Genomic DNA, 16,771 nt, shown 5'->3' with positions numbered 1-16,771 from the left:
TTAGGAGAGTCTTCTTTTTTATTTTTTCTTATTATTCTTGGGGAACAAACGATGGTGTCGTTGATAGCGAATGTACCCAAATATATAAACAAAGAATCCTAAAGCCAGACTATTGACTAGATATCCCGGAAGCGTAGTTGGTGCGGGAACATTTTTTAAACGTCCAAAATGTCCCAAAGGCCAGAAAATCCATAAAGGTGATCCTAAGAGGTTTTCTAAAGGCACAAAGCCGAACTCTCTACTATCAGCACTCATAGGGTAATTATCTCCTAAAACCAAAACGTGGCCCTCAGGAATTTGTATTCCGAAATTGTGAATAAACTCTGAGAATTGTTCTGGATCTTGAGGAGGGGGGCCTCTGTCAATAAAGCCTATATAAGGACGATCTTCTGCAGATGCTTCCTGTTTTGTTTTTTCAGATTCTACAAACTTTTGCAAAGCAGGATCATTTTTAATGAAAATAGGAGAGTCCATAACATAAAGATTCCCCTGGTTATAAAATGCATACCGGTTAGGCAAAGGATTGTATTTAGGATTTTTTGGGATGAAGAAAGAACTAAAATTAATGCCGCAGTTAAATAAATCAATTACTTGATTATCATTTAACTGCATTAAAGGATGCGTAGGTTTAAGTTTATAACGCATGCCTCCGAAACCTATTTTGTAAGCTTCTCCCTTTGAATATTCATAACAACCATCATCTACTCCGGGAAAAGGAAGACCATAGAGTTTAGCGGCTCCCTCTGAATCTGTTGCAAATGGTTGGTATTTACAAGCAACACCGTCAGAAATCACAAATCGCGATGTGGTTAGATTATTCCTAATCAGGTGAATATGTTCCTGGCGTAAGGGAAGAAGAGTTTTCATCGGTTGTATTGTAGGAACAATCTGATTGTTATAATGCTGAAGATTTGGTGTGGGATAGGAAACGTTTGGAGTATGAGATATCTCTAAATATGCCTGAGCTGTTGAATTAGGTAATGTATGACATAAGCTCGCTTGTTTATGTGTCAGAATGCGCACCATAGCATAGTTGCCTATACCAAAAAGATCCGCATAACTAACAGGAGAAGAGTGGTGTTTTTTTAATGCACTCGGAGTATCATTGTGCCAAACAGCTTTATGGAAAAATTTGCCGTAGGGACCCTCTTGAGGTAAGGAAAGTTTTCCACATGGTTGGTGCATTTGTTTAAAATAAGCGGTAGTTTTATTGTTATTTACGATCTCTACTGACCCATCAAAAGATATGTAAGGAACGTGATAGAGATGCTCTAGGCCAAAATCATTGGGGAAGTGAATAACAGAACCTTCTTTATCTAAGCCGTAAATTTTACCACCATAAAAATACAGGGTGTCGCCTGGCTTCCCCATACAGCGCTTAATATAACGTTTCTTCCCTGGAATGAATCCAAAGTACTTGGTGTCGGAGTTGGAAATTGGAAGATCACCAACAGTAAAGACTACCAGACCACCACGAGTAACAGCTTCAGGACGAAATCCCCAAGGTTTTTTCTTAAACGGAAAATGTAAGCCGAAAGTGGTTTTAGAAACAATCATACGGTCTTGTTCTAAAATAGTTGGACGCATTGATCCTGTAGGAACTTCATAAAGTTCAAACCAAAATTGGCGAATAAGAAACGCTGCTAAGGCAGCAAAAAGAATGGCTTTAGTAAGTTCCCATGATTTTTTTGCAAAAGAAGCGGGATAACGCTTGCTGAATTGCTGAGCTTGTCCTGCGAGTTGACTAGCCGCTTCCTGATCTTGTTGAAAAATGGCTTCTTCAAGTTGTTCTAATAACTTTTGTAGCTCTTGTTTAGAGTCGGGATCTTGAGCAAGTTTTTTACTTTTGAGTAATTTATATGTTGAGTGAAGTATCTGACGACTTTTATTTAAAGAAAACCGATCTTTCATGAAGATGCCTAGTGAAACCCTTAATTGCTTTCTGAGTTTGAATTTCTCCATAACATATGGAGGTTCGAAAAGGGAATTTCCCTAATCGGAATTGTGGCCATACTTAGCGCACCTAGAGTAGACGAAAGTCATACACACTTAATTTTAGTATTAAAATTAAAATGCGAATGTCTAACAAAAACCATGGTAGTCATTTTACTCTATTGGATTTTTCAATCAAAAATATTTTCTAGATAGGTTTAAGAATTTGCACTTTTCAAAGTTTAATCTATAGAAGACGTCTAGGCATTATTTTGGAAAGGGTTTTATATTTTCGGAATGCTGTAGGAATATGGAGATATAGCATTATGACCCACATCAATAGTTCGTAAGACAACCGAACCTTTGGGAGTTTCTATACTTGTCCATAGAGGGAAAACAGAGATTTCACAGGCTGTAAAATACATAAGAACGTTTTTCTCTGATAAAATAGAAGAATCTTTGGGCCAATGTGCATGCCAAGCTTGCACAGGCATTTTAACCGAACAATTTCCTTCTAGAGTAATTCTAGGGGACCATGGGTCGTTGTTTTTCCCTTGTGTTTTTATTAGATGCGCAGGAGCTTCGTTTAAAGAAAGTTGTACAAGCGTGGCAAACAAAGACAGATCATCTGTTTGGATCTGCTGCAGTTGTTGAGTCTTTAGATTTAAAGAGAAGATAAGCAAGTCTTGCTTTGACAGAGAAATTACAAAAACTCTTCTGGGCGAGTGTAGACTGCTAATTAAAGTTTTCCATGGGGTGTTTTTTAATAGGGTTTGGTCTTGTTGTGACAAATATGGGAATTCTGTCATTTCTATCCAAACAGTTTCTGCTGATATGGATTTCACAAATAAAAAAAACTTTTGTCCTCCCTTGCTAAAGACTGCATAATCTCCAGCTTGAGCAAGAAACAAATTTTTTTTTAGAGAATGGGGAGACTGAGAAAAAGCTGAACAAGGACAAAGGAAAATAACTAGAATGAAAAGTCTTTGAAATAGAGGAAATAAACGTGTTTTTTCTTGCTTTTTCATAAAGTATTACTGTACTCTTTTCTCTTAGTATTTCATGATGTTGTTACCCACATACCATAAGATGGTGATTTTGGAGTTGTCAATATGAAAAAGAACACTCATCCCAACTATCAACAAGTTTTATTTGTAGACTCTTCTACAGGATATAAATTTGTTTGCGGATCTACATATCAAAGCGATAAAACTGAAGTGTTTGAAGGGAAGGAGTACCCTGTATGTTACGTAAGCGTATCTTCAGCTTCACATCCTTTCTTTACAGGAAGTAAGAGACTAGTGGATGCTGAGGGTCGAGTAGACAAATTCTTAAAGCGTTACAGCAATGTAAAGCCCGCACAACCCTCCCTGGCTGCTGTTGAAGAAGAACCTACAGTTAAAGCTAAGAAAAAAGCTCCAATAAAGAGAAAGAAGTAATTTCCCTTTTAAGCTTCAAATGTTTTTGTAAACACGTTGTCATTTCCCCTGTGATAAGGGTGTATTGAGACGTGTTTTGTCATTTAATCCCCTATTTGGAAACACTCATAGTTATTCGATAAATAGAGTAATGAATTAGTAACCTTTTTTGTTTGCAGTGACGCATATTGACAAAATATGATAGAACTATGATCCAATTACCAATTTAAAAGTAAGCAAAGGCTTTATTTGCAGTGGGTTTGATCCGAGGATATAGCGGCTCTATAAGAATGTTTTCATTAAGGGATGGCCTACTTACATCAGGTAAATAATTTAAGAAATTAACTTAAGAACTTCTGGGCATGCGTAGCGGGAAGCATGTCAGGAACTCTTGATTGAGAAGTGATACATGCAAAAAAAGATTCTAGAGTATTTGAAACGTCTCGAGGAAGTGGAAGTTAAAATCTCTAATCCAGAGATTTTTGATAACCCTAAAGAGTATAGCCTCTTAAGTAAAGAGCACGCGCGGCTTTCTGAGTTAAAAAATACCTATGATAGGGTTGTGGCACAGGAAAAAGTTCTGAGTGATGATAAACAAGCTTTAGCTCAAGAAAAAGATCCTGAGATGATAGCTATGCTAGAAGAGGGAATTCAATCGGGGAAGGCTGAGGTTGAGAAACTTTATAAAATTTTAGAGAATTTATTAGTCCCCCCTGATCCAGATGACGATTTGAATGTCATTATGGAATTACGTGCAGGTACAGGAGGAGACGAAGCCGCACTATTTGTAGGGGACTGCGTAAGAATGTATCACCTATATGCGTCTGCTAAAGGATGGAAATATGAAGTGCTTTCCGCTTCCGAATCAGATGTCGGTGGATATAAGGAATACGTGATGGGTATTTCAGGAACTGGAGTTAAGCGTTTACTTCAGTATGAAGCAGGAACACACCGTGTTCAAAGAGTCCCTGAAACTGAAACTCAAGGTCGTGTGCATACTTCTGCAATTACTGTTGCTGTATTGCCAGAGCCTGCTGAAGATGATGAAGAAGTTTTTATCGATGAAAAAGATTTAAAAATCGATACTTTTAGAGCTTCGGGAGCTGGAGGACAGCACGTAAATGTCACGGATTCTGCAGTTAGAATCACCCACCTTCCCACAGGCGTTGTTGTTACTTGCCAGGATGAACGCAGTCAGCATAAGAATAAAGCTAAGGCTATGCGTATTTTGAAGGCACGTATACGTGATGCAGAAATGCAGCGTCGTCATAAAGAAGCGTCGGCTATGCGGTCGGCCCAAGTGGGTAGTGGAGATCGATCAGAAAGAATTCGTACTTATAATTTCTCACAAAATCGCGTGACAGATCATAGAATAGGACTGACGCTTTATAGCTTAGATAAAGTTATGGAAGGCGATTTGGATACTATTACCTCAGCTTTGGTTAGCCAAGCTTATCACCAGCTTTTGCAAAATGGAAACGAAGAGAATTCTTAAAGAAGCTGCTGCTTATTTGGAATATCGTGGCGTAGTTTTCTCAAATAGAGAAGCCGTTGATATTTTGATGGATTTGCTTGGAATAACTTCAAGAGCTCAAATACTATCCGTGCGTTTGAATTCTGATACTCTAAACATGTATTGGATGCGTATTCAGAAAAGAGCAGAACGTGTCCCAACAGCATATATTCATGGTAGTGTACGTTTTTTAGAACTAGATCTAGAAGTAGATTCTCGGGTGCTGATCCCTAGAATGGAAACAGAGTTGCTCGCTGAGAAAATTATACAATATTTAACACAGCATTCTCATATCCAAACATTTTATGATGTGTGTTGTGGTAGTGGGTGTTTGGGATTATCTATAAAAAAATATTGTCCAAATGTTAAAGTAATTCTTTCAGATATTTGCCCAAAAGCCGTAGCTGTAACTAAAATAAATGCTTCTAAAAATAATCTAAAAGTAGACGTTCTTGAAGGGGACTTATTTGCCCCCTTTTCTTGTCCAGCTGATGCTTTTGTCTGTAATCCTCCTTACCTTTCTTTTGATGAAATTATGCGAACAGATCCAGAAGTTCGTTGTCATGAGCCCTGGAAAGCTTTGGTGGGAGGCAGTTCGGGATTTGAGTTTTATGAAAGAATAGCTCGGGATTTAGACGCTATTTTATGTCCCGGAGGTGTAGGTTGGCTGGAAATTGGTTATAGTCAAGGAGAGGTGGTAAAAAGAATTTTTGCAAATCATGGTGTGTGTGGTTCCATACACCAAGATCTCTCAGCATGCGATAGGATTTTTTTTCTTGAAAATCATGCAAGTGATACTGTATTCTCATGAGATTATTCTTGATTTTTGCTCAGTAGATGATCAGTTCTTTATCGCAAAAACTATCCTCAATTTTTTCTTCTCTGGTTGCCTCACGTAGAATTACTGAAGAAAATATCTCTGAAGCGATCCGGGAAGTCCGGTTGGCGTTGTTGGACGCTGATGTGAATTATCATGTGGTTAAAAGTTTTATTTCCAAGGTAAAGGAAAAAGTTCTTGGAGAGGAAGTCTGGAAACACGTTTCTCCCGGACAACAGTTCATACGTTATTTACACGAGGAACTGACAGAATTACTGGGTGATAAAACTGATTTAAATACTTTTGGGAATCCTGGGGTAATTTTACTTTGTGGCTTACAAGGAACAGGGAAAACTACGACCTGCGCTAAGCTCGCAGCTTATGTTTTAGAGGAACGCAAAGCAAAGAAAGTACTTGTTGTTCCCTGCGATTTGAAACGCTTTGCAGCGGTAGAACAATTGAGAAACTTAATTTCAAAAACCAAAGCTGAGCTTTACAATAGCGAAGAACAAGATCCTGTAAAAGTAGTTTCTCAGGCTTTAGATTACGCTAAACAGGAAGGGCATGATCTTGTTTTGATTGATACAGCAGGTCGTTTGCATGTTGATGAAGTATTAATGGAAGAATTAGCCTCCATACAAAAAGTATCCCATGCATGTGAAAGGCTTTTTGTTATGAATTTAGCGATGGGGCAGGACGCTGTTTCTACAGCAAAAGCCTTTGATAATTATTTAGACTTGACTGGAGTTATTATCTCCATGACAGACGGTGATGCTCGCGCCGGTGCCGTATTATCTATGAAAAGTTTATTAGGGAAACCAATAAAATTTGAGGGGTGCGGCGAGAAAATACAAGATCTTCGACCTTTTAATGCAGAATCGATGGCGGATCGCATTTTAGGTATGGGAGATACTGTGCATTTTGTGCAAAAAATGCGTGAATGTATTTCTGAAGAAGAAGACGAAGAACTCGGGAAGAAGTTAATAGAATCGACCTTTACTTATGAAGATTATTATAAGCAGATTAAGGCGTTTCGACGAATGGGTCCACTTAGAAAACTTGTGGGAATGATGCCAAGTTTAGGTGGTGCTAAACCTAGCGATAAAGAGATAGCGGATTCCGAAGAGCATATGAAAAAAACAGAAGCGATCATTCTTTCTATGACTCCTCAAGAGAGACAAGAAAAAGTAGAGTTAGATATGAGTCGCATGAAAAGAATAGCATCTGGTTGTGGGTTGACTTTAGGTGATGTGAATCAATTCCGGAAGCGTATGATGCAATCTAAAAAGTTTTTTAAAAATATGAGTAAAGAGAGAATAGAACAAATGAAAAAGAAAATGTCTGGAGGAAACCTGTGGCGTTAAAAATTCGTTTACGACAACAAGGGCGAAGAAATCACGTAGTCTATAGACTAGTACTTGCTGACGTTGAGTCTCCTCGTGATGGTAGGTATATCGAATTATTGGGTTGGTACGATCCTCACAGTACAGTTAATTATCAATTGAAAAGCGACCGAATCTTTCACTGGTTAAATCAGGGGGCAGAACTTACAGAGAAGGCTGCTGTTTTGATTAAGCAAGGAGCTCCTGGAGTTTATTGTGAATTAATGGCTAAGAAAATGGCTCGTAAAGCTGCCTTATGCCAAAAACGCCGTGCTTATCGTCAGCGTCGTTCTTTAAAAAGAGCTGAAGTAACACAAAGTGTCGTCAAGTAATTTTTTAGGCTTGGGATGGAGATTGATATACTTTCTTTATTCCCAGAGTATTTTGATAGTCCTTTGCGCTCTAGTATTTTAGGGAGGGCTATTAAGAGAGGGCTGTTAAAAATCCAATCCAGGGATATACGAGAGTTTGGATTGGGTAAGTGGCAGCAGGTGGATGATGCTCCTTTTAATAATGATGGGATGCTTCTTATGGCTGAGCCTGTAGTGAGGGCAATAAGGCATGTTAAAAGAAGTGATTCGAAGGTGGTGTATCTTTCTCCTCAAGGAAAGCTTTTAACAGCAAAAAAGAGCCGGGAATTAGCAAAATGCTCTCATTTGATATTCTTATGCGGGCATTACGAAGGTGTTGACGAAAGAGCCTTAGAAAGTGAAGTTGATGAAGAGATAAGTATAGGGGATTACGTTTTAACTAATGGCGGCATCGCGGCTTTAGTTGTAATTGATGCTTTATCTCGCTTTATTCCCGGAGTGTTAGGGAATCAGGGGAGTGCGGATAAGGACTCTATGGAAAACGGGTTATTAGAGGGGCCCCAATATACACGTCCTCGAATATTTGAAGGGCGAGAGGTTCCTGAAGTGCTTCTTCATGGGGATCACCAAGCGATTTCCCAGTGGAGAAAACAAATAAGTTTAGATAGAACCAGAGAAAGACGTCCTGATCTATATATCCGTTATCTTTATGATCTGGGAAATAGGGAAGTAACTCAGCAGGAAGCTGATCCCAAACAGTCTATGCTAGAAGGGGAAAGTGCGGTAATTTTAGAGGTTGAAGATCTCAACCGGTCGCGAAAATTTTACTCTAAGATGTTTAGATTAAATCAACCTGTCAATGATAGACTACATATTCCTGGAAAGACGCAAATGACAATACATTTGCAAGAGGTGGGGTTAAAAAATAAAAATACAGTCCTTTTATCGCTTCGATTAGATTGTAAAGATGATTTTTTTAGTTTTTTAGGACGATGGAAAATGCTTGGAGGCACTCTAGAACAAACTGACGATCGTGGAGCGGTGAGATTAGTTCGTGATTTTGACGGCCATTTATGGGCTATCTCTTGCAAACAGGCAGAATAGAAATAGAGAATGTAGGTGAAGTATATGGGGAACTTAATAAAGGAATTGCAAGAAGAACAACTTCGAAAAGAAATTTTTACAAATTTTTGTGTTGGGGATACCATTCGTGTAGCTACAAAAATTGTAGATGGTGGTAAAGAACGAACACAGACATTTCAGGGTACAGTTATGGCTCGTAAGGGTGGAGGAGCAGGAGAAGTGATTTCTTTGCACCGGGTAGCTTATGGAGAAGGCATGGAAAAAAGTTTTTTACTTCATAGTCCTAAGATTGTTGGCATTGAAGTAGTGAAACGCGGTAAGGTTTCTCGAGCTCGTCTGTACTACTTGAAGGGTAAAACTGGTAAAGCTGCTAAAGTTAAAGAGTATATTGGTCCTAGATCTTCAAAGAAATAGTTGTAACTAGTGCATTTAGCTGATTTCTGATTTTATTTAAGATACACCGATCTATGAACATGCTAGCTATGGATGCAGAACAGCTCTTTCTATCTAAAACTATCTTCGAAGAAGAAGTTTTCCATGAAGGTTTTTCTCTCATAGCTGGGATAGATGAAGTTGGTAGAGGCCCTCTAGCTGGACCTGTGGTTGCAGGAGCTTGTATTCTTCCTCGAGGCAAGGTGTTTGCCGGAGTGAACGATAGCAAAAAGCTAACGCCTAAAGAAAGAGGCAAAATTCGCGATATTCTTGTGAATGATCCTGAGGTATATTATGGGCTTGGAGTTGTCTCTGTAGAAAGAATAGATGAGATTAACATCCTTGAAGCAACCAAGGAAGCCATGGCAGGAGCTATAGCTAATTTACCTATTCATCCCGATTTTCTTCTAGTGGATGGTTTGCATCTACCCCATAAGATTCCGTGTAAGAAGATTATTAAAGGAGATTCTAAGTCTGCATCTATAGCTGCGGCATCGATTATAGCTAAAGAATATAGAGATGATATAATGCGGGAGCTTCATCAGCTTTATCCTCATTATGGTTTTGACAAGCATAAAGGATATGGTACAGCCGCTCATTTAGCGGCATTGAAGGCTTTTGGCCCTTGTGATTGTCATAGAAAGAGTTTTTCTCCTGTAAGGCAGGTATTCTAATATTTTATGAAAGATAAAGTTCGTGTTCCTTTTTCTCCCGATCATCCCCTGTGCGTACCGAAATTATTTACTATTAGTGCTCCTGCTGGAGCTGGGAAAACGACGCTAGTACGTATGTTAGCTCGAGAATTTCCAGATTCTTTTCAGAAGACTTTATCACTTACAACACGGGCACCTCGTCCTGAAGAAGTTCCTGGAGTAGATTATCAGTTTGTTTCTCAAGAGGAGTTTCAACGACGCTTAGACAATGATGATTTTCTTGAGTGGGTAGCACTTTTTGGAGAGTATTACGGAACGAGTCGTTTAGGGATTGATGAAATTTGGAAATCTGGGAGACACGCGGTTGCAGTCATTGACGTGGAAGGAGCTTTGGTCTTACAGAGTAAAATTTCTACGGTGAAGATTTTTATTTCTGCGCCATCTCAGGAAGAGCTAGAAAGGCGTCTAAAACAAAGAGGATCAGAACGAGATACTCAAAGACAAGAGCGGTTGCAGCACAGTCTTATTGAACAAGCTGCGGCTAATAAATTTGAATACGTCATTATCAATGATGATTTGGAGAAATCTTACGAGGTTTTGAAAAGTATTTTTATAGCAGAAGAACATAGGAACGTATTATGACTAACAAAGATCGTTTAACCAATGAAAAGTTAAACCAGTTGTTTGACAGCCCGTTTAATTTAGTTAATTACGCGATTAAACAGGCAAAAATTAGGATAGCAAAAGGTGATGTGCGTTCTTCTAATGCTGCTATTGAAGCTTTAGTTTTATTAGAAAAAGAAGGCGTACAGGCTGATTATATAGAAGAAGATACAGAACATGTTTCTACTCCAACTACTGAAAAAAAACGAGAAGGTGGTACTTCAGGAAGAAGAAAGGATCCTTCCGCTTATACATGGAGTGACGTGAAATAATGCCTTCGCGTGTCTTAATTACCTCGGCATTACCTTATGCGAATGGACCTCTGCACTTTGGACATATAGCTGGAGCGTACTTACCTGCAGATGTCTATGCTAGATTTCGTAGATTGTTAGGGGATGATGTTCTTTATATTTGTGGTTCTGACGAGTACGGAATAGCGATCACATTGAATGCAGAACGCGCAGGTATGGGATACCAAGAGTACGTGAATATGTATCATAAGATACATAAGGATACTTTTGATAAGTTAGGGATTTCGATAGATTTCTTCTCGCGTACTACAAACCCTTTTCATAAAGGGCTGGTCCAGGATTTTTATATAGAATTGAAATCCAAAGGTCTTATCGAAAATCAAATCTCTCTTCAGTTATATTCTGAAGAAGAGGACCGTTTTCTTGCTGATCGTTACGTAGAGGGTACATGTCCTAAATGTGGATTTGATGGAGCTCGTGGTGATGAGTGCCAAAAATGTGGAGCTGACTATGAGGCTACAGATTTAGTTAATCCGCGCTCTAAATTATCAGGATCTCAACTTGTTCTTAAAGAAACTGAACATGCGTTTCTGCATTTAGAACGTATGGTGGAACCTTTATTGGCATATATAGATACGTGTTATTTACCAGAGCATGTTCGTAAGTTTGTTACAGATTATATAAAAAATTTACGCCCACGCGCGATTACCAGAGATTTATCTTGGGGAATTCCCGTTCCGCATTTTCCTAACAAGGTATTTTATGTATGGTTTGATGCTCCAATTGGATATATTAGCGGAACTATGGATTGGGCTGCATCTCTGAATAATCCTGATGCTTGGAAAGATTTTTGGTTGGAAGACTCTACAGAGTATGTGCAGTTTATAGGCAAGGATAATATTCCTTTTCATGCGGCAATATTTCCAGCTATGGAATTAGGTCAGAGTATTCCCTACAAAAAGATGGATGCATTAGTGTCTTCTGAGTTTTATCTGCTTGAAGGCTACCAGTTTAGTAAGTCTGAAGGGAATTATGTAGATATAGATGCTTTTTTGGATACGTATTCTCTTGATAAACTACGTTATGTTTTAGCAGCAACAGCTCCAGAGACCTCTGACAGCGAATTTACCTTTATAGATTTTAAAACTCGATGTAATTCCGAGCTTGTAGGCAAGTTCGGGAATTTTATTAATCGAGTTCTTGCATTTGCTGAGAAAAATGGATTTAAGGAATTAGCGTATTCAACAAATCTTTTAGAAGATCAAGACAGACATTTCTTAGATCATGCACAGCAGATAGTTCGGGATGCTTGGGAGTACTATAGTAAGTACAGCTTACGTAAGGCATGCTGTGCAATTATGGAGTTAGCAGCATTAGGAAATGTGTACTTTAATGATCAGGCGCCGTGGAAGCTGCTGAAAGAAGGTTTCACCCATCGTGTAGAGGCCATACTCTTTTGTGCATGTTACTGTCAAAAGTTATTGGCATTGATTTCTTATCCCATCATTCCAGGAACAGCTTGGGAAATATGGCGTATGCTTTCTCCAAAATCTTTAAACCTGGAGAGTTTGGATAAAGATCGAGTTATGAACCTTTGGAATATAGAGTTTTTGAATTTTTCTGAAGAGGTATTTTCCTTAACAACCCCTCAGTTATTATTTACGATCGTGGACTAGTCTATTTTTATTTAATGATGATGTGCCTTATTGGGGTGAGTAAGTTGTTCAAGAGCTTGCAAGAGTCCCGTACAGCGGTGCTGTACCTTATCATTTCTTGTGGCTATAGCAATAGCTTTTTTCGTTCCGACTAAGACTACGAGTTGTTTCCCTCTAGTGATGGCTGTGTAGAGCAGATTCCTGTAAAGCATCATAAAATGAGAAGTGTGTATAGGTAGGATAATACACGGACTTTCACTTCCTTGGTATTTATGTACTGAGGTAGCATAGGCTAAAACCAGATCATCAAGCTCTGAGAAAGAATAGACGACATACTTGCCTTCCATATTTACTACAACGCGTTTATTTTCAAAGTTAATCATAGAGATATAACCAATATCTCCATTAAATATTTCTTTATTGTAGTTGTTTCGGATTTGCATGACCTTATCTCCTACAGCATAGGAATGAAATCTCCCGTGGAGAGTTGCCTGCTTAGGATTTAAAGCTGATTTTAGGACTCTATTAAGATTATGAATTCCTAAAACACCCTTTTTCATTGGGGCAAGAATTTGAATATCTTTGGGATAGATATGGTATTTCTTGGGGATGAACTGTGTCACTAGATGGACAATATGGTCTACAGCTTGTTGAGGATCTTCTTTTTGGAAAAATAGGAAATCTTTCCGGCCAGATTCAGAATATAAGATAGGGAACTCACCTTCCTTGACTTTATGGGCATTGATAATGATATTTGAATCGTGGACTTGACGGAAAATCTTATTTAGCTCAGTCACGGTAATTTTTTTAGAATTGATAATATCTTTTAGGATATTTCCAGGCCCAATACTAGGAAGTTGATGTACATCTCCAATGAATATCACGATCACATGATCAGGAAGAGCTTTTAAGAAATGATATAAAAGATAGGTATCCATCATTCCAGATTCATCGACAATGATAAGATCGCAATCTATAGGGTTGTCGTAGTTCTTACGAAAAGACCGTGTTTTAAAATCATATTGTAACAGTGCGTGGATAGTTACTGAGTGTTTTCCAGTAATTTCTGTCATGCGTTTTGCAGCTTTCCCTGTAGGAGCTGCTAAAATGATTTTATAAGTAACTTGCTCAAATATCTTGAGTATAGCCTTAGTGATGGTACTTTTTCCTGTTCCTGGTCCTCCAGTAATAATATGAATTTTTTCCGAAAAACACGCACGAATAGCTTCTTTCTGGTTTTGTTCTAAATGTATACTTAAATTTTCCTCAACCCATTGAATGGCTTTGTTGCTATCTATAGGGCGGATTTTTCTTGAGGAAAATAAAATGCGTTTTAAATCAGAAACTACTGTTTTTTCTGCTAGGTAAATATGCTTTACCCACACGTAGGGTGTGTTTTCTAACTCTTGGATGTGAAGAAGATTTTTCTCTTGCATGATGTACACTTGAGAAATGATTTCTTCAATTCGTATGAGTTTTTCTGGAATATCTTGATTTAGTAGTTTCTCTACTGACTGAGCAAGACTTTGTAAGGGGTAGCAAGTATGACCATCTTCTTGGAGTTCTTCCAGAGAATATTGTATTCCGGCACATAATCGGCTTTGCGAGTTTAAAGGTACGCCAAGACGTGTTGCTATAAGATCAGCAGTTTTAAATCCGATACCTTCCATTTCTCTAGCAAGAAGAAAAGGATCCTCACATATTTTTTCTATAGAGTTCTCTTTATACTTTTTATAGATTCTTACGCCGTAATGAATAGCAATGTTGTATTGTTGTAGGAATAGTAATGTAGTCCTAAGATTTTTTTGTTCGCGTAGTTGTTCGCAGAGACTATCACAGCGTGTTTGACTAATCCCTGGGATTTCTATTAATCTTTCGGGTTGATTATCGAGGATATCTGCGGTGTCATTTCGGAATTTCTCGATGATTTTTTCTGTGATTTTTGGTCCAATGCCTTTGATAAGTTTAGAGGTAAGGTAGTTGATTATCCCGCGATTATCCCGCATTTCTTGAGAATCACAACTATATACTTGGAAGTACTTCCCTAGGTTGGGATTTTCTGACCACTTGCCGTATAAATGTAGTTGCATACCCAGCTGTAAAAAAGAATCGGGGAATTGTCCTTTGATAACGATCATGGTACCCTTATAGGGTATTCTCATGCGTGCAGCAGTTTCCTTTGAATCATGATCTTCAAAAAGCACGCTTTCTAATTTTCCGGAAATTTTCTCCATAGAATTCTTAAATCTAATTTCGAGGGGTGGGTGTCCCAGGAGAATGAACTGACATATTCCCACAGTTATATTTTATGGAATTTGGGGATGTAACTTTTTTCAAGTTGCTTGCCTCCTGGGGAACGCTAGTTACCCTTCTCCAATATTTTTATCTATAGGAGATGCGAAAACTCTCTGGTATTTAAGCGTAACAACAGAAGACACCTATACACTAGTATTTCCAATGTGTCCATAAGAACACTTATACAGTTTTTTTCTCACCCAGAATCCGCATGATGAAGTTTTGTTTTACACTTTCAAACGCGAGGTTGTGATTTAATCTTCATCAAGTTTTGTTGATTAAGATAGTAAGGTGAGTTTAGCTGAAGATAAATTTTTTATTCGATGAGTATTTTTGAAGATTTGCTTTTACTTTTAGAAGCAGAAAAGACTTCTTGCCTTACAAAATTTTTATCATAAGAAAGTATATTACGCAGAATGAGTATAAAATTTGATTAATCAACAAAGGGAAGTACTTTGTTGTTTTCTGCTTCTTTTTGATTTGTTTTTCTTCCGAACAGAATCAAGCAGACTAAGCTTCCTCCTAACATGAGAAAAATCCCGATCCCTTCCTGTAAGGAGGGGAGGCTCCTTTCGTAAAGATAGGATAAAATTAAACCAAAAATGGGTTCGAAGATCAATATGGCTCCTAAAAGAGCGGGGGATAGATGAAGGCTTGCCTTATTCCATGATAGAATGGCTCGAGATGAGGACAATATCCCCATGGCCGAACATAGAATGATAAAGAGCAACCGTTCTGATATAGGAGTGTGTGTAATGAAATTATGAGCTATATGTGTAATGTTTAGACAATCAAAAATGACAATCAAAGGCAGACAGATAACCAATGAAGCTACTCCCAACATGGCGCACCATAATTCTGGGGAAATATTAGGATTTTTTAGCAGAAAGTCATAATTGCAAATAATGTAAGCAACCCAGATTCCTGTGGAGAAGATGACACAGGCAAGGCCTAGGAAATAATGTAGTGGGTTTGTAGCTGTTGTGGCATGAAACTCTGAGAGGTTGGTTAGCACGACTCCTAAGAATATCACACAACTAATAGCAGAGAGTAGGGTATAGGAAAGCTCTTTTTTCTTTATATTTGAATGGAAGAGAACGGCTATGGGTGCTAAGCCGGCGATAATAATGGTTATTGCGGCTCCTACATAACGGATAGCTAGGGCTATGCCAAAATAGTACACTAAATTGACAAGGAAAGCCCAGAGGAAGCTTTGCCCCCAAATATTCAAAGTGATATTTTTAAAGATATTTTGTCGTTTCCATAGAACGGGTAACAAAGAAAAAATCCCAAAAATGGTATAACGGGTTAAGACAATATCAAGTTCTTGAAAAGATTCTAACAAATTAGGAATGACAAACACAATTCCCCAGTAAAGGCACGCCAAAAGACTGTGGAATAGCCCTAGAGCGAAATTACGCGATTGTTTTGTTTGAGAATCGTTAACAAACATAAGTGTCTTTGAAAAAATAACGTAGTTTTATAGGAAATAAAATAAATATTTTACCAGAAGTAACATTTTAATGGATTAAACACTTTATAATATTTGAGTGATTCTAATCCAAGTACTAATCCTTAGTTTATTTGTTATGAGAACAAAAATACTCGTTTACTCTGATGAGGGCGTCTCTCCTTATTATTTACGTCATCTGATGCGCTGGTTAAAAAATAGCCTCTCTACTGAAGAAAACCTAGAAATTTGTCGTGTAAACGGGAACTTTCTTCTTTATGATCCTTTATGGGAACTCTCTGCGAGATTGTTAGTTGTCCCTGGGGGTGCAGATCGTCCTTATCATAAGATCCTTCATGGTTTAGGAACAGCAAGAATTGATAATTATATTCGTGAAGGGGGCGGTTATTTGGGGATTTGTGCAGGAGCCTATTTTGCATGTAAGAGCTTGAGTTTTAATGAACCTGATGCTTCTCTTTATGAAGCAGATAGAGGATTGGGTTTTTTCCCTGGCAGAGCTGTAGGCCCGGCTTACGGTAACGTATTTTCTTATACCAGTCCAATAGGTGTTCGTGCTTCTCCCCTACTTTTCTCTAATTTTTCTATGCGTGGGTGGGCTTTATTTAATGGTGGCCCCTATTTTGAACACGCGGATACGTACCAAGAAATTTGTGTGGAAGCACGTTATGAAGATCTCCCTAATCAACCTGCCGCGATTATTTCCCGACGTTTAGAAAAAGGTTTGGTTGTTCTTTCTGGATTGCATATAGAGTATCTTCCTGAGTGCTGTCACATGTCAGAGGAGAATGTTGTAAAGGCGCGTGAGCTTTTATTAGCAGATACTTCAGTTTTGAATCAGTATCGTACATCTCTTTTGTCACGCTTACTTAATAATCAAACATTGGCCACTGTGTGA

General features: G+C 38.3%; 16 protein-coding genes. 12 read left to right on the top strand and 4 right to left on the bottom strand.

Features of this window, described 5'->3' with window-relative positions:
• Nucleotides 1-18: 18 nt before the first annotated feature.
• Both lepB and E1N70_RS00170 read right to left on the bottom strand, forming a co-directional pair.
• On the bottom strand, nt 19-1,911 hold the full coding sequence (lepB, locus tag E1N70_RS00175) for a signal peptidase I (RefSeq protein ID WP_131743602.1): 1,893 nt from the start codon (nt 1,909-1,911) through the stop codon (nt 19-21).
• Between the two features lie 305 nt (nt 1,912-2,216).
• Nucleotides 2,217-2,960 (bottom strand): hypothetical protein, encoded by a 744-nt coding sequence (locus tag E1N70_RS00170; RefSeq protein ID WP_131743601.1) that lies wholly within the window; start codon nt 2,958-2,960, stop codon nt 2,217-2,219.
• Nucleotides 2,961-3,044: 84 nt separating this feature from the next.
• On the opposite strand from E1N70_RS00170, the gene E1N70_RS00165 reads away from it, so the two are divergent.
• From E1N70_RS00165 to metG, 11 genes are all read left to right on the top strand, one after another.
• Nucleotides 3,045-3,371, top strand: coding sequence for a type B 50S ribosomal protein L31 (locus tag E1N70_RS00165; protein WP_131743600.1), 327 nt, complete (start codon nt 3,045-3,047; stop codon nt 3,369-3,371).
• A gap of 388 nt (nt 3,372-3,759) precedes the next feature.
• Nucleotides 3,760-4,845 carry a peptide chain release factor 1 gene (gene prfA, locus E1N70_RS00160; protein WP_131743599.1) on the top strand — a complete coding sequence of 362 codons (1,086 nt, stop codon included), beginning with the start codon at nt 3,760-3,762 and terminating at the stop codon, nt 4,843-4,845.
• Nucleotides 4,823-5,674 (top strand): peptide chain release factor N(5)-glutamine methyltransferase, encoded by an 852-nt coding sequence (prmC, locus tag E1N70_RS00155; RefSeq protein WP_131743598.1) that lies wholly within the window; start codon nt 4,823-4,825, stop codon nt 5,672-5,674. Before prfA ends, prmC begins: the two co-directional genes overlap by 23 nt.
• Nucleotides 5,675-5,700: 26 nt before the next feature.
• Nucleotides 5,701-7,044, top strand: coding sequence for a signal recognition particle protein (gene ffh / locus E1N70_RS00150; RefSeq protein WP_131743597.1), 1,344 nt, complete (start codon nt 5,701-5,703; stop codon nt 7,042-7,044).
• Nucleotides 7,035-7,394 carry a 30S ribosomal protein S16 gene (locus tag E1N70_RS00145; protein WP_131743596.1) on the top strand — a complete coding sequence of 120 codons (360 nt, stop codon included), beginning with the start codon at nt 7,035-7,037 and terminating at the stop codon, nt 7,392-7,394. The genes ffh and E1N70_RS00145 overlap by 10 nt, the downstream gene beginning before the upstream one ends.
• Nucleotides 7,395-7,409: 15 nt before the next feature.
• Nucleotides 7,410-8,477: a tRNA (guanosine(37)-N1)-methyltransferase TrmD gene (gene trmD / locus E1N70_RS00140; protein WP_131743595.1), complete on the top strand. Its 1,068-nt coding sequence runs from the start codon at nt 7,410-7,412 to the stop codon at nt 8,475-8,477.
• Nucleotides 8,478-8,501: 24 nt separating this feature from the next.
• Nucleotides 8,502-8,870: a 50S ribosomal protein L19 gene (gene rplS / locus E1N70_RS00135; protein ID WP_131743594.1), complete on the top strand. Its 369-nt coding sequence runs from the start codon at nt 8,502-8,504 to the stop codon at nt 8,868-8,870.
• A 53-nt stretch (nt 8,871-8,923) separates the two neighbouring features.
• A complete protein-coding gene (locus E1N70_RS00130; protein ID WP_131743593.1) occupies nt 8,924-9,562 on the top strand; it encodes a ribonuclease HII in 639 nt (212 codons plus the stop codon).
• Nucleotides 9,563-9,568: 6 nt separating this feature from the next.
• Entirely contained in the window at nt 9,569-10,183 is a 615-nt protein-coding gene (gmk, locus tag E1N70_RS00125) for a guanylate kinase (RefSeq protein ID WP_131743592.1), read from the top strand.
• On the top strand, nt 10,180-10,476 hold the full coding sequence (locus tag E1N70_RS00120; protein WP_006343318.1) for a hypothetical protein: 297 nt from the start codon (nt 10,180-10,182) through the stop codon (nt 10,474-10,476). Before gmk ends, E1N70_RS00120 begins: the two co-directional genes overlap by 4 nt.
• Entirely contained in the window at nt 10,476-12,131 is a 1,656-nt protein-coding gene (gene metG, locus E1N70_RS00115; protein WP_131743591.1) for a methionine--tRNA ligase, read from the top strand. Before E1N70_RS00120 ends, metG begins: the two co-directional genes overlap by 1 nt.
• Before the next feature lie 11 nt (nt 12,132-12,142).
• Here metG and recD2 read toward each other — a convergent pair whose 3' ends face one another.
• Together recD2 and E1N70_RS00105 are read right to left on the bottom strand one after the other, a co-directional pair.
• Nucleotides 12,143-14,344 (bottom strand): SF1B family DNA helicase RecD2, encoded by a 2,202-nt coding sequence (recD2, locus tag E1N70_RS00110; protein WP_131743590.1) that lies wholly within the window; start codon nt 14,342-14,344, stop codon nt 12,143-12,145.
• A gap of 494 nt (nt 14,345-14,838) precedes the next feature.
• Complete coding sequence (locus E1N70_RS00105) at nt 14,839-15,858, bottom strand: DMT family transporter (RefSeq protein ID WP_131743589.1); 1,020 nt, start codon at nt 15,856-15,858, stop codon at nt 14,839-14,841.
• A 136-nt stretch (nt 15,859-15,994) separates the two neighbouring features.
• On the opposite strand from E1N70_RS00105, the gene E1N70_RS00100 reads away from it, so the two are divergent.
• Nucleotides 15,995-16,771, top strand: a complete 777-nt coding sequence (locus E1N70_RS00100) for a BPL-N domain-containing protein (protein ID WP_208638281.1) — start codon at nt 15,995-15,997, stop codon at nt 16,769-16,771.

Origin of the sequence: Chlamydia buteonis, assembly GCF_900634605.1 — a bacterium.
Taxonomy (GTDB): Bacteria; Chlamydiota; Chlamydiia; order Chlamydiales; family Chlamydiaceae; genus Chlamydia; species Chlamydia buteonis.
Note: the sequence above shows the minus strand (reverse complement) of the source record. Positions and strands in the feature narration are given on the sequence as shown.

Excerpts from the sequence above, each read along its gene's own strand:
- E1N70_RS00170 (WP_131743601.1), bottom strand. The coding sequence starts at position 2,960 with ATGAAAAAGCAAGAAAAAACACGTTTATTTCCTCTATTTCAAAGACTT.
- ffh (WP_131743597.1), top strand. The coding sequence starts at position 5,701 with ATGATCAGTTCTTTATCGCAAAAACTATCCTCAATTTTTTCTTCTCTG.
- trmD (WP_131743595.1), top strand. The coding sequence starts at position 7,410 with ATGGAGATTGATATACTTTCTTTATTCCCAGAGTATTTTGATAGTCCT.
- E1N70_RS00105 (WP_131743589.1), bottom strand. The coding sequence starts at position 15,858 with ATGTTTGTTAACGATTCTCAAACAAAACAATCGCGTAATTTCGCTCTA.
- rplS (WP_131743594.1), top strand. The coding sequence starts at position 8,502 with ATGGGGAACTTAATAAAGGAATTGCAAGAAGAACAACTTCGAAAAGAA.
- E1N70_RS00165 (WP_131743600.1), top strand. The coding sequence starts at position 3,045 with ATGAAAAAGAACACTCATCCCAACTATCAACAAGTTTTATTTGTAGAC.
- prfA (WP_131743599.1), top strand. The coding sequence starts at position 3,760 with ATGCAAAAAAAGATTCTAGAGTATTTGAAACGTCTCGAGGAAGTGGAA.
- recD2 (WP_131743590.1), bottom strand. The coding sequence starts at position 14,344 with ATGGAGAAAATTTCCGGAAAATTAGAAAGCGTGCTTTTTGAAGATCAT.
- E1N70_RS00100 (WP_208638281.1), top strand. The coding sequence starts at position 15,995 with ATGAGAACAAAAATACTCGTTTACTCTGATGAGGGCGTCTCTCCTTAT.
- E1N70_RS00130 (WP_131743593.1), top strand. The coding sequence starts at position 8,924 with ATGAACATGCTAGCTATGGATGCAGAACAGCTCTTTCTATCTAAAACT.
- lepB (WP_131743602.1), bottom strand. The coding sequence starts at position 1,911 with ATGAAAGATCGGTTTTCTTTAAATAAAAGTCGTCAGATACTTCACTCA.
- metG (WP_131743591.1), top strand. The coding sequence starts at position 10,476 with ATGCCTTCGCGTGTCTTAATTACCTCGGCATTACCTTATGCGAATGGA.
- prmC (WP_131743598.1), top strand. The coding sequence starts at position 4,823 with ATGGAAACGAAGAGAATTCTTAAAGAAGCTGCTGCTTATTTGGAATAT.
- E1N70_RS00120 (WP_006343318.1), top strand. The coding sequence starts at position 10,180 with ATGACTAACAAAGATCGTTTAACCAATGAAAAGTTAAACCAGTTGTTT.
- gmk (WP_131743592.1), top strand. The coding sequence starts at position 9,569 with ATGAAAGATAAAGTTCGTGTTCCTTTTTCTCCCGATCATCCCCTGTGC.